10 protein-coding genes and 2 pseudogenes are annotated in these 15,379 nt (G+C 67.7%); 3 read left to right on the forward strand and 9 right to left on the reverse strand.

Annotated elements, in window-relative coordinates; translation table 11 throughout:
* Positions 1 to 141: 141 nt before the first annotated feature.
* The 3 genes from EJ357_RS48010 to EJ357_RS00550 are packed head-to-tail and all read right to left on the reverse strand — an operon-like array spanning position 142 to position 975.
* Entirely contained in the window at positions 142 to 477 is a 336-nt protein-coding gene (locus EJ357_RS48010) for a hypothetical protein (protein ID WP_175647248.1), read from the reverse strand.
* Complete coding sequence (locus tag EJ357_RS00545; RefSeq protein WP_126387553.1) at positions 449 to 724, reverse strand: hypothetical protein; 276 nt, start codon at positions 722 to 724, stop codon at positions 449 to 451. Before EJ357_RS00545 ends, EJ357_RS48010 begins: the two co-directional genes overlap by 29 nt.
* A 26-nt stretch (positions 725 to 750) precedes the next feature.
* Positions 751 to 975, reverse strand: a complete 225-nt coding sequence (locus EJ357_RS00550) for a hypothetical protein (protein ID WP_126387555.1) — start codon at positions 973 to 975, stop codon at positions 751 to 753.
* Between the two features lie 428 nt (positions 976 to 1,403).
* On the opposite strand from EJ357_RS00550, the gene EJ357_RS00555 reads away from it, so the two are divergent.
* Positions 1,404 to 2,153 carry a transposase family protein gene (locus EJ357_RS00555; RefSeq protein WP_126387557.1) on the forward strand — a complete coding sequence of 250 codons (750 nt, stop codon included), beginning with the start codon at positions 1,404 to 1,406 and terminating at the stop codon, positions 2,151 to 2,153.
* An 11-nt stretch (positions 2,154 to 2,164) separates the two neighbouring features.
* On the opposite strand, the pseudogene EJ357_RS48885 reads toward EJ357_RS00555, so the two are convergent.
* The 3 genes and pseudogenes from EJ357_RS48885 to EJ357_RS00570 form a co-directional block, all read right to left on the reverse strand.
* Positions 2,165 to 3,727: pseudogene (locus EJ357_RS48885) on the reverse strand (ISL3 family transposase); the annotation flags it as partial.
* A gap of 204 nt (positions 3,728 to 3,931) precedes the next feature.
* A complete protein-coding gene (locus EJ357_RS48015; RefSeq protein WP_175647249.1) occupies positions 3,932 to 4,432 on the reverse strand; it encodes a hypothetical protein in 501 nt (166 codons plus the stop codon).
* Positions 4,433 to 4,921: 489 nt separating this feature from the next.
* A complete protein-coding gene (locus EJ357_RS00570) occupies positions 4,922 to 6,268 on the reverse strand; it encodes an FG-GAP and VCBS repeat-containing protein (RefSeq protein ID WP_126387561.1) in 1,347 nt (448 codons plus the stop codon).
* A 148-nt stretch (positions 6,269 to 6,416) separates the two neighbouring features.
* On the opposite strand from EJ357_RS00570, the gene EJ357_RS00575 reads away from it, so the two are divergent.
* On the forward strand, positions 6,417 to 6,845 hold the full coding sequence (locus EJ357_RS00575; RefSeq protein ID WP_126387563.1) for a transposase: 429 nt from the start codon (positions 6,417 to 6,419) through the stop codon (positions 6,843 to 6,845).
* A gap of 112 nt (positions 6,846 to 6,957) precedes the next feature.
* Here the strand turns inward: EJ357_RS00575 and EJ357_RS00580 are convergent, their stop codons facing one another.
* Entirely contained in the window at positions 6,958 to 7,305 is a 348-nt protein-coding gene (locus EJ357_RS00580; RefSeq protein ID WP_228473258.1) for a pentapeptide repeat-containing protein, read from the reverse strand.
* A 4-nt stretch (positions 7,306 to 7,309) separates the two neighbouring features.
* Between EJ357_RS00580 and EJ357_RS00585 the strand changes: the two are divergent.
* Positions 7,310 to 7,981, forward strand: a pseudogene (locus EJ357_RS00585) (IS256 family transposase); the annotation flags it as partial.
* A gap of 119 nt (positions 7,982 to 8,100) precedes the next feature.
* On the opposite strand, the gene EJ357_RS00590 reads toward EJ357_RS00585, so the two are convergent.
* The gene (locus EJ357_RS00590) at positions 8,101 to 8,556 is read right to left on the reverse strand and encodes a hypothetical protein (RefSeq protein WP_126387567.1); all 456 of its coding nucleotides are present in this window, start codon (positions 8,554 to 8,556) and stop codon (positions 8,101 to 8,103) included.
* Positions 8,557 to 8,558: 2 nt separating this feature from the next.
* The gene (locus tag EJ357_RS00595) at positions 8,559 to 15,287 is read right to left on the reverse strand and encodes a polymorphic toxin-type HINT domain-containing protein (RefSeq protein ID WP_126387569.1); all 6,729 of its coding nucleotides are present in this window, start codon (positions 15,285 to 15,287) and stop codon (positions 8,559 to 8,561) included.
* Positions 15,288 to 15,379: the final 92 nt, after the last annotated feature.

Here is a 15,379-nt window from a genome sequence, read left to right on the forward strand (position 1 = left end):
GTGCGCAAGAACAGGGACTGTCCGGCGCATACGGGAGCGAAAAGCCCTGCAACGATGGCGATCGTCCAGCCGCTATACGGCCCTGCCACCCATAGCGCGATCCCCAGGCCCAGGACTCCGATCAGCAGCACTGGCCCCCACTCACGCAACGCCCATGGCAATTCCCCTCGTAACTCCCACCAGGCCAGTTCCCTGGTGCTGCGTCGCTGCATGGGCCGGGCCAGGAAGGCCAGCCAATCGAGCGTGCTGCCGAGGGGACGACGGGTCGTCTCGGAAGGCTGCCGGCACGAAGGTGTCGAGCAAGTGCGCCTCGAGGGCGGCCCGTTCAGTCCAGCTTCCCTCGAGGAGTTCGACGGGGTCAGTATCCGGGTCCTCGTATGCGGTGCGCAGCATGGCCACCATCAGCGGCGTCTGCATGACCTCGCGCAGTGCGGTGCAGGCCGGGTCATCAGGGCTCGACCGCAAGCGCTCGATCACGGGGTGCCAGAGCGTGGTGCGCTGCCCCCGCGGGCCCCCTGAGCGGGCGGGCCGTGTGCTGCAGACAGCGGGCGGCCGCCTCAAAGGGCAGTGACTGCAACTCGACAGCAGCGGCGGACGTGAGGACACCACCGGCCTGGACCACCTCCTCATACACCCCGGACCGGCATGTCAGCAGCAGGGAACGGCCGTCGTCGAGGTCCGCGTTCAGCCGGCGCACCGCCATCATGCGCAGCGGCGGCGCCATCTCAACCAGGCCATCCAGAACAGAGATCACCCGCCCGGCTGCGAGGAGTTCACGCGCCCATGAAGCGCCTGGGGAGTGGCGGCCCACAGACGTACCAGCCAGTCGTCCAGGGTCTCGCTGTGTGGTTGCCAGCCGGACAGGGAAAACAGCACCGGCACCGGTCCACCGGGTGCTCGCCGCTCCAACGCTCGCAGGACGAACCGGATGGCCATCACCGTCTTGCCGCTGCCCGGCTCCCCAAGAACAACCAACCAGCGCGACGCTACACGTTCCAGGACGGTGGCGATGTCGGCGGAGCCCTCGGGGGCCCTTCGCCGCCGGGTTCGTCTGCAAGCCACGGGGCCGCAGCGGCCCAGTCAACGGCGATGGGCTCGGGATCCTGCAGACGCCGCAGCCGCCACTCGGCCCGCCACTGCCGCTGTGCGGCATCCGCCAGTTGGTCGACGCGCGAGTCGAGCACCTCCTCCGCGGACAGCCGGGATCCCCCCCGGTTCACTCCGGGACAGACTGAGAGCGAGACCCGCCGCCGAGATACCGAAGCCGAATACCGTGGTCAGCATCGCTGAGCTTCTTCGATGTGGCCACCGATCGGGTGACGGCCCGTGCAGCGCAACGAGCGAGGCCCCCGGGCTGTTGATCGAGATGTCTGACGTCTCAATCACGTTGCTCGGGGGCCTCGTTGGTCGTCCATCCTGCCGCACTTGACCTGCCGCATGCACTCGTGGAGTGGGTCACCATGTTGATCGTCACCCGTGAGGGCGACCGGCGCTGCAAGCTCCGTCCGTCCCAGCGAGCGATGGTGGCACTGGTGTACCTGCGCGAGCACATCACTCTGGCGAAGATCGCTGCCGGGTTCGGGATCAGCGAGTCCACCGTGCATGCCTACACCAGCGCAGTCGTCGACCTCCTCGCCGCCCGTGCACCGGGTCTGCTGAAGACGCTGCGCGAGCATGATCCCGACTTCGTCCTGCTCGACGGCACTCTCGCCGAGTGCGACCGGGTCGGCGACGGCCGGGCCGACTACTCCCACAAACACCGGCGCCACGGCGTGAACGTGCAGGTCGTCACCGATCCCGGCGGCCGGCTGTTGTGGCTCTCGCCCGCCCTGCCGGGCCGCACCCACGACCTGACCGCTGCCCGCACCCACCGGATCATCCGGATCTGCGAGCGCCAGGGCGTTCCGATCGTGGCCGATCTCGCCTACCAGGGCGCCGGTCCGTGGCTGACTACGGGCATCAAACGCAGGCCCCTGAAGAAACTGACTCCCACCGAGAAGACTCGCAACCGTGCCCTGGCCGCAGCGCGCGCACCCGTCGAACGCGGAGTCGCCCGCCTGAAGTCCTGGCGGATCTTCCGCAGGTCCCGCTGCAGCCCCAACCGCATGACGTCAATCGCCAAGGCCGTCCTCACACTGGAGTTGCAACGCTGAAGAAGCTCTTTGATTCTGTTCACGGCACCCTCGGTGATGCCCGAGCTCCAGCGGAGCGTGAGCCCGGCGGTCACGGCGTCGATGTCGTTGGTGAGGCCGCGGGCGAAACTGCTCAGACCTGGCAGTTCCGCTGCCATGGCCTCGTCGATCCAGGCGGGTAGGAGCAGGCCGGTCTGCTCGGTGAGCATGTTGCCGAAGTCGCGGACGAGTTGATGCGCGGCGGTCAGCTCGGGGCAGTGCTCCAGGACCGCTTTGAGCTGCTGGTGTTCATCCTCGGTCAGCGAGGACGGCCGGCGGGTGAGCCAGCCGGTGACCTGCCGGATACTCGGTGGCGCTGGGGGTGGCTGCGGAGTTCGGCGAGGCTGAGGAAGGCGCTTGGCGGCCCAGTCGCGCAGCGTGGAGTAGCTGCCGTGCCACCCGCGTTCAGCCAGTTCACGATGCAGTGCCACCAGGGAGATGCGGCCCCGTTTCTCGGCGATGCGTCGGCTCAGGTAAGCGTGGTGGACATCCAGGCTGCTGCCCCGGAGATGACGCCCTGGCGAGACCTGGTGCCAGTGCTCGGCGCGGGCATACCGTTGCACCGTGTGACGGCCCCAGCCGAGGTGGCGGGCGATGGCCCGGAGCCCCATGCCCTGCTCCAACAGGCCGTGGACCAGGGCATGGTGAGCCTGAAGGCGGGCGGCGAGTCGGCCGTTGCCGTGCGATGTCGCCGGAAGCGGTGGCTGTGGGGTCTGGGGCACGTTGGGCGTCGAAGACCGTGCGGGAAGACACGTGCGGTGGGCGGCGACGGACTTCTCGACGGCCTGGCCGAGGTTGGCCCACAGGTGGTAGCGATCGGCGACTTGTTGAGCGTCGGGCGCGCCGGCGGCGGCACCCTCGGCGTAGGCCCCGGCCCGGTCGCGGCAGATGACCTCCACTCCGGGATGTGCGAGCAACCACATGGTCAACGGCCCAGCCTCCCGGGTGGGCAGCACGTCGACGACCCGGTGGGTGTCTCCGCAGGTCAGCACGGTGGCATAGGTATGGAAGCTCTTGATCGCGAAGTCGTCGACCCCGAGCAGCCGCGGAGTGGCGTACGACGGGTCGGGCATCGCCCGCACCCGGTTCAGCAGCTCCACCCGCCCCGCCACGATGCCCAGCGCGGTTGCCATCCGGGATCCAGCCCGTCCGGCCAGGGCCAGCCCGATCACGTTCAGCAGTGCCCCCAGTCGGTCGGTGCAGCGTGCGTAGGCGCTGGTGAAGCCCGGAATCTGCTCCGCGAACGTCCTCTGTACGCACTCGCTGTTCACGCAGACGAACCGGCGGACCTCCAACTCGATGCGCACACAACGAGCGGCGAGCGGAACGTCCTGGAGTCGCCTTCGGTAGCGATCGTGCACCCGAACAGACAAGGTTCCGCAGCTGGGGCAACAGCCCTCACGGCCGAGGCCGCGAGCTCGGACGATCGTTGCCGCCGTACTGCACGTCGCCGAGTCGCCCCGCAGTGCAACCTCGCCGAAGAGCACGTCCTGCCAGGAGAGTTCGTGTTCATCCATGTCCAGGACGTCGACGTGTACGGGGACGGACAGCCTCATTCTGCGTGAGGTGAGGGGGCGTCAGGTACGGCTCGAATCGGGAAGGCGTACCCCGGCGCGCAAGGAGGAATCGAACAGCTCCGATACCGACCGTGACGGCTCCCCGTGATCGCTGCCAGAGCCGACTTCAGGACGTCCGAAAGCCTCGAATTCTCCACCAACTGGGGCCGCTCGAAGCCAACATGCCGGAGCCGCTGAACAACGTCAGGGCCAGCCTGGACCGTGGCACGGCGGCTCTGCTGCGATGCGGTCGCTGCCTTTCATGATTGCTGCCTGTGCTTCGGCTGAGGGCCAGACGGTCAGCTGGTAGCGCTCGATGGGGTCGGAGTCGGTGCCGTCGGGGTTGGTGCCGCGGCCGTGTGCGTGGACGCGGATGCGGTACCAGCCGGGCCCTGTTGTGGCCAGGTTGGGCAGGTCCTCGGCGGGGCCGAGGTCGAGGGACTCGACAAGCAGCTGGCCGGACTGGCACTGGAGGCTGACCTCGACGATCTCCTCCCAGGTAGTGTCGTCGTCTGCCTGGGGCGGAGTTTGTCTTGCCTCGGCAGTGACCTGGACGTCTCCTGTACGGATGCCGGTGAGGATGATCGCGCCGTGGGACATGGGTGCGGCCAGGCCGTTGGACCAGTCGACTGTGTCCACGGGGATGTCTCCGCCGTCCAGGACTCCGAAGGTTCCTTCTGCGACGAACAGTTGGGCCGCGCTCATCTGTGAGCCTTTCCTTACCGGGATGGCTGTGACAGTTCGGGCCTTGCCAGGCTGCGATGGTACTTCGGTGAGTGGCCGGCCGACGGTTAGGAGATGCGGATCTGGAAGGGGTCGCCGTCCAGCATGCGCTCGCTGCGGAAGAACTGCGTGTTCAGGCCGCCCTGGGCGTTGTTGTCAGATGCGTTGATCATGCAGGCGCTGGCCCCCTTGGGGCCAGTGCCCGTGGGGATGTTCGGCAGGTCGCAGCCGGAGAAGGAGCGACGGGCTCCCCCGGCGCTCATTCGCGGGGCCGTCCTCAGTCCACCGCCTGCATCCCTGGCTGGCCACCCCCGTCCAGTCGGAGCCTCCTGCTCATGCGCTGCCGTCGGTCCCGACGACTCGCCTCAGGGCTGCCCCGTCGTGTGTGTGGGGGGGCGCACCGTACGACTCGATGAAGCTGGTCCTCTAGAACGTCCGGCGAACCCCAGGCAGCTGGGTGGGAGGCCGGGCCTACTGGAGCATGCCCCAGATGAGTTCGGTGTCGGCGTCGGTCACACCGGTCGTGGTGACGCCGGACGACGTGCCGGCGAAGCGCAGCGAGCCGTTGATGGCGCCGACGTAGAGGTCGGCCTTGCCGTCGCGGTTGGTGTCGCGGAGGCGGACCGGGTCGCCGAAGCAGTCGTTCCATGCGACGTCGCCGGGGACGCCGGCGGTGTTGCGGGCGAGCCACTGGGAGTTGGTGCCGGTGATCCCGCTCGCGCTGCCGCGCAGGACGTGTACACCGCCCTCGGTCATCTCCTGGCTGATCTTCTCTCCGTAGACGCCGATCGCGAGGTCCTTGTAGCCGTCGCCGTTGATGTCGGCGGCCGACACGGAGGAGCCGAACAGGTCGCCGGACTCTGGGGTGCCGGCGACGTTGGTGGTGGCCTGCGTGATACGGACGGCGGTGGCGGGGCCGGTGGAGGAGCCGTACCAGAGGGACACCCGGCCCTGGTAGTTGTTGTACATCTGGCTGCCCGCCGCGAGGTCCCCGTAGCCGTCCTTGTTGAAGTCGGCGATCACCGCCTCGCTGGGGTCGCCGTAGTCCGTGACGAGGCGCAGGGTCTTGCCCGCGCTGAGCGGTGAGCCGCCCTTGATGAACCACGCGTCCGTGCCGAAGTTGTCGGGCTCGTCGGTGATTCCGATGATCACCAGATCGGTCTTGGAGTCCCCGTTCATGTTGCCCGAGACCAGAGACGTGGGCGCGAATCTCGTCGTCTTGTCGTGGCTGGTGACCGAGCCTGCCACGCCGGTGCGCGTGATGCTGCGGTAGACGTAGGCCTTGCTCCCGCTGATCGCGGCCAGGTCCTTCTTGCCGTCCCCGTTGAAGTCCCCGACGGCGAGGTCGCGGCCGAAGCAGGCGTTCGACACCTTGGCGCCGGCGTTGGGGATCGCGGTGCCACCCGAGAGGCCGGTCGCGCTTCCCCACAGGATGACGACGCCGCCCTCGTCCGTGCGTCCGTCGACGTCCTCGCGCGACACCGACACGGCGAGGTCCCCGTATCCGTCAGCGTTGAAGTCGGCGGGCACCCGGACGTCGCCGAACTGGTCCTCCGTCTCGTCGGCGCCGGGGACGCCGGGGCTGTCCTGGGTGATCAACTGGGTCTGCGTGCCGGGTCCGGAGGCGGTACCGAAGGTGATCCGGACGCCGCCGCCCTTGCTGTACTGCTCGTAGGTGTAGCTGGCGTAGTCGCGGTAGCCGTCGCCGTTGAAGTCGTCCGCGTACCTGGCCGCCGCCGCGCTGGCGGGAGGTGCCGTGAGGATGGGGGCGAGGGACGCCACGAGGAGTGCCGCGCAGGCTGCGGGGCGAATACGCATGAAGTGTCTCCTGATGATTCTGTGCGACCGCTCCTGTGCCGATTGATGTCTCAGGGACCACAGAGACAGGAGTGGTTGATGATCAGGAGACAGTCGGACGGGGGGAAGGTTGCAGGCGGATAGCTACGCAGGTCAGGGATCGGTCCGAATGCCCCCAGCTGTCGGCAAGGACACCAAGGGATGGGACGAAGCCAAAAAGATCAATGGGCGGAAAAGACATCTGATCTGCGACAACAAGGGCCGGGTTGGTCATGGTCACTGCCGCCAACGTGCCCGACCAGGATGCCGCCAAGGAACTGGTGTTCCGTCTCGCGCTCTCACGCACCCCGAGATCGCCATCGTCTGGGCCGACTCCGCCTACGCCGGAAAGCTCGTGACCTGGGCCACGACCTACCTCGACATCACGATCAAAACAGTGCGTCGCCCGCCGGACGCGAAGGGCTTCGTCGTCCTTCCCCGCCGCTGGGTGGTCGAACGATCATGGTCGTGGATCATGAGGGCCCGACGGCACTGCCGCGACCACGAACGGCGCCCCGAGATGAGCGAATCCTTGATCACGTGGGCCGCCGTCACCTGATGACGAGGCGCCTCACCCGCCGCAAGGCCCGGTCCGCCGGAGCGACGTCAACCCGTACTACCTCCAGCAGGCAGCCTGAGCAGCAGTTCTGCCGGGCGACGCGAATCCCTGCTCACCGGGGCAGGTCGTGGGACGAGTGTGGGCGCAGCGGTGGTGCGTCGTCCCGGGCTGTGACGAGGCCAGCGGCTGCGGGGTCGAATCCTGCTGGCCAGATCGTGGTGGCGTCACCCACTGCGCCCGTCAGGCTGGTCGTGGCAAGGTCGGTACCAGTCAGGTCAGCGCCACGCAGATCGGCCAGTTGAAAACGCGCGCCTTTGACCACCGCACCCGTCAGATCGGCGCCGGTAAGGTCTGTCGCGCTCAGGTCTGCCCCGTCGAGGCGGGCATGCCACAAGACCGCGGTCCGCAGGTCGGCCTGGTGCAGGTTGGCGTCGATGAGTACGGCGCCGGCCAGCCAGATGTGCGTCAACGCCGACGGCCACCGCGAGATCCTCGGCATCGACGTGGCCACCGCCGAGGACGGCGCCGGCTGGCTGGCCTTCCTGCGCTCACTGATCGCCCGCGGCCTGTCCGGCGTCCAACTGGTCATCTCCGACGCCCACGCCGGCCTGGTCGACGCCATCGGCGCGGTCCTGCCCGGCGTGAGCTGGCAGCGATGCCGCACCCACTACGCCCGCAACCTGCTCAGCCAGGTCCCGAAATCAGCCCAGCCCTGGGTGGCCACGCTGCTGCGGACCGTCTTCGAACAACCCGACACCGACGCCGTCCAGGCCCAGATGCAGCACGTCCTCGACGCCCTGGAAGCCAAGTTCCCCAAAGCCGCAGCCCACTTGGACACCGCCCAGCATGATCTGCTGGCCTTCACCGCCTTCCCGCGCGAGATCTGGCGGCAGATCTGGTCCAACAACCCGCAGGAACGGCTCAACAAGGAGATCCGCCGCCGCACCGACGTGGTCGGCATCTTCCCCGACCGCACCGACGTCATCCGCCTGGTCGGCGCCGTGCTGGCCGAGCAGAACGACGAGTGGACGGAGGCCCGCCGCTACATGGGACTCGACTTGCTGGCCAAAGCCCGCCTCCACCCGATCGAGTCAGAATCCGACGACACCACCCTGCCCACCGAACTCACCGCATAGCCTCAAACGAGATCACCGAGTGGCCGTCGATACACCACTCCAGCAGACGTGACCCCCGGACGCAGAAGTAGCAGGGCCCCCACCAGGAAAACCTGGCGGGGGCCCTGCGTGAGCCGGACCTACTGTCCGATGCGGGTTTGTCGCACCAAGATGCGCGGGCCGTCCGATTCGATGTCGTCGTCTAGCTCGACGCTGAACGCGCGATCAGGGAAATCGGATCGCAGCTTGGCCGTCCACGCTTCGAGCAAGAGCTGCGCAAGGAACATCTCGGCCTCTTCCAGGGCTTCTGGATACCCGGGCCACTGGGCGAACAGGTACCGGATGTCGAAAGCGTTGAAACTGTCGACGAACTGACTCCAGGTCATTGCGCCGGACTCGTTCCACGCGGCAACCCGACGCTCGATCTCCTCCGCATCACCCGGGTTGAGGGCGAGGAAGACAGCTCCGTTCACCAGCCTGGTCTCCGGCCAGTACAGACGGCCCAGAGACAGAGCAACGTAGAGGTCTGCGGCCTCGGAGAACGAAGCACTCGCACACCTTCTCAGCACGTCGTCCGCGGCTTCATGGATGCCCATGCCTAATACCCCAGAGGAAGGTTGTCACCAGTGGCGGATTCTCCGTACCCGCCGCCCTTGGGATAGTACAGAGGCGGATTCACACCACTGTGCGGCTTGCCGATTCCCCGGAACCGGGGGCCGAGCCGCCATCCCGACGGCGCGCGCGGCTCAAGGAGCCAGGTCTGGTAGCGGATCACCCGCCCGTTCTCGTCGAGTCCCCATACCGTGTGGTCCCCTTCGGCCTTCCGGTTGGGCTGAAGGTGTTCCACGCGCTTCTTCTTGGAGGAAGAGGACGAAGCCGATTCGTCACCGGTCGGACATTCGGTGTTGTGCACGAGGACCGGAGTGTCGCCAACCAGCACGTAGTACGTGTGGACGCCCTCGATGGTGAGGTTGTATGTCCGCACATGGTCCGTGTAGTGGCGCGTGGCCTGGACCTCGACCGTGGGGCCCTCGTCGGTGCGCAGGGTCATGCCCGGCTTGAGGTCACCGGCCCTGATCCAGCTGTGCTCCGAGACGGACCAGAACGGGTGCCCGTCGGTTGCGGTGAGGTTCTCTTCACCGTTTTCCGTGGCGATCGTCAGCTCGGTGAAGCGCTTGTCGTTCTCCGTGACGACGGTCGCGGTGACTTCGCGTTCACTCGTCTTCCCTGTCTGCGGGTCTGTGGCGACGACCTTGTCACCGAGTTCGATGTCCTCGATGTTCTTGGTGCTGCCATCGGCCATGAGGACGTCGGTGCCTGCGAGGAAGCACTTGCAGTCCACCTTCTTCGCCTTACCCAGCGGGAGGAGCTTCAGGAGTTTCAGCGCCTTGGCTGCGGGCAGGTCCGTCGCGGCCAAGCCGCAGTGGGAGTTGAGGCCGGGGTTCTTCTTGCATGCTTTCCATTCGCCGAAGTCCGGCAGCACGATGGCTTTCGCCATGTCCCAGAAGCTGATCGGAGTGGCAACGGGTCCGTCGTGCGGCATGGCCCCTTCGGCGGCCTTGTCCGCGCCCGACCCGTAACCGGTGAGACCGGAGGTGGAGCAGCCCGGGGATCCGCAGCGGTAATCGGCAGCGGCAGTGTTGCCGTTGCTGTTGCCGTTCTTGCTGGGTTCGTCGTAGTAGCCCTTGCTGCTCGAGGCGATGCCGGGGCCGTCGTCCTTCCATTTGCAGCCCGCGGTGGGCACGGGCACGCACGGGCCGGAGACGGGGTAGTACTTCAGACCGTCCGGGTCGGTGAAGGTGACCGGGCTGTTGTTGCTGTAGGCGTATCCGTTGATCTGCTGCGGATCATTGGAGTCCATGACCGGGTCGACGGAGATGAACCGACCGATCGTGGCGTCGTACTCACGGGCACCGAGGTGCACCAGACCGGTGGTCTTGGTGTCGTCGGTGCCGCCGACGAAGGCCTTGGTGCCGGTCCAGGTGCCGGTCGGTGTGCCGCGGGTGCCGCCGAAGGGCAGCGTGCGCCGGTGGGACAGCGTCAGGTCGGTGGCCTTGACCGAGAGCTGGCCTGTGCCCACGTGGTCGGCGACGGTGATGGTGATCGACCCGTCGTTCGACTGGACGGCCTGGTTGCCGCTGCCGAGGCCGATGTACCGGGTGGCCTTGGTCGTAGTGGTGCCCTTGGGCAGCACGACCTCGGTGTGTCCGAGGTACAGCGTGGTCTCGTTAGGACCGCGGGCGATCAACCGGTTGCCCTCGGCGTCGTAGACGTAGTCCGTGACCTCGTCGGGCTTGTTGGTGACGGGCTGGGTGACCTTGGTGACGCGGCCCTCGGCGTCCCACGCCAGCTTCTGGGTGGTGCCGCGGATGACACGGTCAGTGGTGTTGCCGGTCTTGTCGTAGAGGTAGCTGGTCTTCGACGTGCCGGTCGGGCCGGTCTCGTTGACTTCGGTCAGCGTGTGCGGCTGAGGACCTCCCGCAGGCGGGTAGGTGTAGGAGCGGGTGGTGTCCTTCGCGGTGTCGCCGCTCGGGTCGTGCCGGATCTCGGTCTTGCGGTTGCCCGTCTTGTCGTAGGTGTAGGACTGCCAGTACGGCGCCACGCCACCGACCGCGGCCGCCGAGGGGGTGGCCGAGCAGGCGGTGTCGCCCTCGGTCCACGCCTTGGTCATGCGGCGCAGGTAGTCGTGGGTGAAGCACTGGGTGTCGGTGCCAGCGCGTGAGACATCGGCGATCGACAGGACGTTGCCCGTCTTGTCGTAGCCGAAGGTGTGGTGCCGGTCGATGCCCGCGACGTCCTGCCTGTCGACCCGGGTCGTGGCCAGACGCTGAGTACCCCACTCGTAGGTGTTGGTGACCCAGGTCTTCTTCGCGCCGGCGGCGGTCGAGGCATACGCGTACTGCAGCGGCTTGCCCGTGTTGGAGTACGTCGTGTCGGCCTGGAAGCCGTCGCCCAGGATCGACACCGGCCGCAGGGTGGAGTCGTATGTGTAGCTGTACGAGCCGCCGGGCAGGGCGCCCGCCGCCGAGTAGGAGACGCCCCCGACCTTGCCGGACGCCTGGTAGCTGGTGCCGGACTGGTAGGTGCCGGCCAGATCACCCTCGGACGTCGGGATGGTCATCGACGTGCGCACCGGCCGGTACAGCAGGTCATACATGGTGACCCGGTTGACGTACTGGGCGCCGTTCACGTACCGGGTCGAGGAAGCCAGCTGGCCCTTCGCGCCGATGATCGTGTCGTACGTCCACGAGGCGCGCAGGGTGCCGGTGGCGCTGGTGTCGCGCAGCTCGGTCTTGCGGCCGAGCTGGTCGTAGAGGTGGTACAGGACCCGGTCCTCGGAGTCCTTGGTGGTGACGAGCCGGCTGCGGTCGTCGTACGTGCTGATGGTGACGCCCTGGTCGGGGTCGGTGGACTCGGTCCGGTTGCCGAGCAGGTCGTACTCGTAGAACCATTTGTTGCCCGCCGGGTCGGTGACCTGGGACTCCTTGCCCGTCGGCGTGTACTTGTAGGTCGTGGCGTCGTACGTGGCGGTCGCGCTGCGTGTGTGGTGCTGGCGCAGTTCCGACGTACGGCCGCGGGCGTCGGTCAGGCTGGTGGTGGCCGTGCCGCCCTCCGGCGGGATCACCGTGGTGCGGTCGCCGCCGTAGGTGGTCGTGGTGGTGCCCAGGTCCGGGCCGCCGTCACCGCTGCCGGCGACCTCCTTCGTCGTGATCTCACGGTTCAGACCGTCGTAGCTGTGCCAGGTCTGCGTCTCCACGCTCACCGCGTCGACGGGCTTGAACAGCTCACGGCTGGGAGTCCCGGTCGTGTAGTAGGAGGCGAACTCCTTGGCGACCAGGCCGCGTTCGTCGTAGAAGGTGTCGGTCAGCAGCCGACCGCCGTCGGGTCCCACGTCCTGGGTCTGGCGGGCGCGCAGCAGACCGTCGTACAGGGTGTACGAGGCGATCTGGCCGGCCCCGGCGTTGTCCAGGGTGAGTGTGCGGACCGCGACCGGCTTGCCCTCGTCGAAGAGGTAGTCGAAGTCGTAGGACGGGAGCTGCGTCGTCTTGCGGTCGGCGAGCCAGATCTTGTCGGCGCGGCCGAGCGCGTCGTACGTGAAGGTCTTGAACTTGCCGTTGGTGTCCTTCTCCTCGGTGGGCATGCCGCGCAGCCCGTCGAGCGTGGTGGTGGTCGTCTGAGCGGAGGCCGCGTCCGCGGCCCTGGCGCGCGGCGTGGTCGTAGTGACCGTCGTCGGGAAGCCGGTGGCCGGGGTGTAGGCGGTGGTGCTGGTCAGGCCGTCGGTGCGCGCGGTGCGCACCGGCGCGGTGGTCTCGGTGGCGGTGACGTTCGCCGTCAGGTCGGTGACCGTCAGGGTACGGCCGTAGCCGTCGAAGGTGCTGCCCGCCTCCAGGTACGTGCCGGTGGTGCCGTTGTGCTTGGTCAGTGTGGCCGTGGCGGTCTCGTCGCCCTTGGTGGGTGCGGCGCCGTAGGCGAGGCCGTCATAGGCGCTGCGCACGTCGGACACGACCTGCGTGGTCCGGACCGGCGTGGTCGCGCACTTCACCGAGACCGTCTCCACCCGCGAGGGCAGGGTGAGGATGTTGTCGGTGGTGTTGGTGGCGTAGGTGGTGCGGGTGCAGACGTCGTCGGTTGTGACGGACGTGTCGCCCTGGTCGTCGACCTGGGTGACGCGGCCCGCGACGGTGTCGTACGTCGTGTCAATCAGGGTGGTGCGCCACTGGCTTCCCGCCCCGTCGTCCAGCGATGTCCACGTCCGCGACTCGTCCGTGCCCGTGAAGTTGGCGGTCACCGTGCCCCAGGACCGCGTCTTCTTCGCGGTCTCGTGGTGCCAGGGCCGCTCGACGGTCTTCTTCAGGACACTGCCGCCGGGACCGGAGTACTTGGCGGTCTTGTAGGCAAAACCGGCTGCCGACTCGTGGTCGGTGATCGCTGCGCCCTCGCCAGTGTCCAGGGGGACGCTGACGGACTTGGTGCCGCCGGATGCGTTCAGCCGGTCGCCGTGCATGCCGCGCAGGAAGTAGGTGTCCGCCTGCGTCTTCAGGTACGCGGCGCCGCCCTGGCCGCCGGTCTTGACCCGGACGTGGCCGTAGCCGCGCCACTGCGACCAGGTCTTGTTCTTCTCCTTGGTCAGGCCGTCATCGTCGTCGTAGTGCCAGGCCGCGCCGCCCGGTTCGCCGTCAGGTCCCAGGTACTCATAGGCGGTCACCGAGTCGGGGGCCCCGCCGGTACGGTCGGTGGCGGTCACCGAGGTGACGACGTACTTGTTGAACCAGTGCTTCTTGGGAGCCTCGGTGTCCGTACCGCCCAGCAGCAGAGGGAAGCAGCGGGTGCTGTTGGTCTCCGGGGTCGGCAGCGCGGCCGCGTCGCAGGCCGGGGCCGAGTAGTTGACGTCGATCTGCCCGCCGTGCTCGTCGGCGACTGTGGACAGGCGTGCCTTGATGAACGGGGCGTAGCCGTCGCCGGTGCTGTCCAGCCGGTTGGCGAGCTGCGTGTAGGCCAGCGTCGTCTTCGGCAGCGTGCTCGCATTGGCGCCGGTGTGCCCGGTGCGCTGGATCGAGTCGAGCAGCAGCTGGTAATCGACGTCCGCCTGGCCCCAGCGGTGAGTCAGGGCCCAGGAGTCGACCTTGCTGTAGCCGTCGGCGACGAGGACCTGGGAATTGATGCCGGTCAACCGCTTACGGGTCCAGAAGGACGGTGAGAGCCGGTTGTTGTCACAGTCGGTGCCCTCCGTGCAGTTCAGGTCCCAGGGAGTGTCGTACCAGTAGTACGAGTCCGTGGAGATCGACGAACAGGTCGTGTTCGCGTCGCGTATGCACCGCTCGGAGCTGATGAAGTCGACCTTGGCCAGCGCCTTGGCGCTGTACACGGAGGACGACTTCAGTCCGTACTCGATGCGGTCGAGGTAACCGCCGCGGGCGTAGGGGGTGTCGTCCGTGGCCTTGAGGTTTCGGCCGTAGGAGTTCTCCTCCTTGATGTAGTAGTACGCCATGGCGTTGCCATGGGTGTCGACGGCGTAGTCGAGGTTCCACCGCCAGGCCTGCTGGCACCAGGATTCCGCGAAGGTCGCCTTGTTGCACGGCTCGTCGGAGTCGTCGCCGAAGACCGGGACGGTCCAGGTGGAGTCGGTGGTCTCGTTGCCGGTGGCCCAGCCGGGCAAGCGGTTGTAGCCGAAGTAGTAGCGGTTGCCCTTCGGGTCAGTCACCCGCCAGTACTCACCGTTGTCGTCCTTGTTGTCCCGGCCGGTGTCCGTCAGCCGGTGGACACGCGTGCCGTCGTCCCGCCGGAACCGGTACTCGCCCTCTGTGGCGGTGGGGACGAGTTCGCCGCCCCTGCCGTTGAAGGTGATGTAGGCGTTGTCGTAACCCCAGCACAGGTCGCCGGGCTTGTTCACGCCGTCGGCGGCCGTCTGCCCGTCGTCCGCGCACGGCTTGTAGCGGCGCTCGATGAAACCGGGGGACAGCTCGAATCCGTCACCGACCCAGGAGGACTGGTTGTTGGTGTTGCCGGTGCGGCCGTCGATCGATCCGGAGGAGTACGACATGCCCACGTGCGGGGTAAAGCCGCCGGGCACCTCGGGCACCGGGATGTCGTACGACCAGGCGAAGTCACCGGTGTTCAGGTCGGTGCTCCAGGTGGCGGACGGCGACAGCGAGGTTGCCTTGTAGTCGCCGGTCTTACCCGCGTCCCCGGCCGTCGCGGCCAGCACGGTCGGCGAGCTGCTGCTCACGGACACGGAACGGGTGGTGAGGGTCTGCGCCTGGGTGTCGTTGTCCGTGACCACCGGCTCGGTGGTACGGCAGGCCTTCTTCTTCGGCGTCGTCAGCGCACAAGCGGGAAGTTCCACGAGGGTGAGCCGCGAGGCGTAAGCGCCGCCGAACGCCTCGGCGAAGTCCGCGTAGTCGAGGGTGGCGCCCACCGCCCCGGAGGACGCCTTGTCCGTGGCCTTCAGGGTGAACACCACCCCGTCGACGCCGGCCTTCTTGGCGGCGGCCTGACCGACGACCTCGGCCTCGATGGTGCCGCCGGTCGCCGACTTCACCCGCTTCGCGGGGGTGTTCAGCTCGACCGGAAGACCCTTCGCCTTGACTCGGGCACCGGCCTTCGCGGTCGGCTCCTTGAGGGTGACGAGGGCCGAATCGGCCTCGGGCCAGTCGGCCTTCGGGGCCTCCTGGGGGGTGCGCGGGCCCTGTTGGACCTTGCGCGGCTTCAGTTTCCTGACGGACGTGCCCGCCACCGGCTTGTCCGGGTCGGACACCGCGGGGCGTCCCTTGCCCGCCGCCTCGGCGGCCGGCGCGAACGCCGTCGCCTGAAGCAGCGTGGCGACCATGACCGCCGATGTTCCCAGGGCGACTCTGCGCCCCAGGGCGGCTACGCGCCATGAGCGCGCTCTGCCATACATGAATGAACTCGTTTCTTCGA

Source organism: Streptomyces cyaneochromogenes (assembly GCF_003963535.1).
GTDB lineage: Bacteria > Actinomycetota > Actinomycetes > Streptomycetales > Streptomycetaceae > Streptomyces > Streptomyces shaanxiensis.

Coding starts and splice junctions, on each gene's coding strand:
- EJ357_RS00545 (WP_126387553.1), bottom strand. CDS start 724: ATGGCGCCGCCGCTGCGCATGATGGCGGTGCGCCGGCTGAACGCGGAC.
- EJ357_RS00590 (WP_126387567.1), bottom strand. CDS start 8,556: ATGGGCATCCATGAAGCCGCGGACGACGTGCTGAGAAGGTGTGCGAGT.
- EJ357_RS00575 (WP_126387563.1), top strand. CDS start 6,417: ATGCCCCCAGCTGTCGGCAAGGACACCAAGGGATGGGACGAAGCCAAA.
- EJ357_RS48015 (WP_175647249.1), bottom strand. CDS start 4,432: ATGAGCGCGGCCCAACTGTTCGTCGCAGAAGGAACCTTCGGAGTCCTG.
- EJ357_RS00595 (WP_126387569.1), bottom strand. CDS start 15,287: ATGGTCGCCACGCTGCTTCAGGCGACGGCGTTCGCGCCGGCCGCCGAG.
- EJ357_RS00570 (WP_126387561.1), bottom strand. CDS start 6,268: ATGCGTATTCGCCCCGCAGCCTGCGCGGCACTCCTCGTGGCGTCCCTC.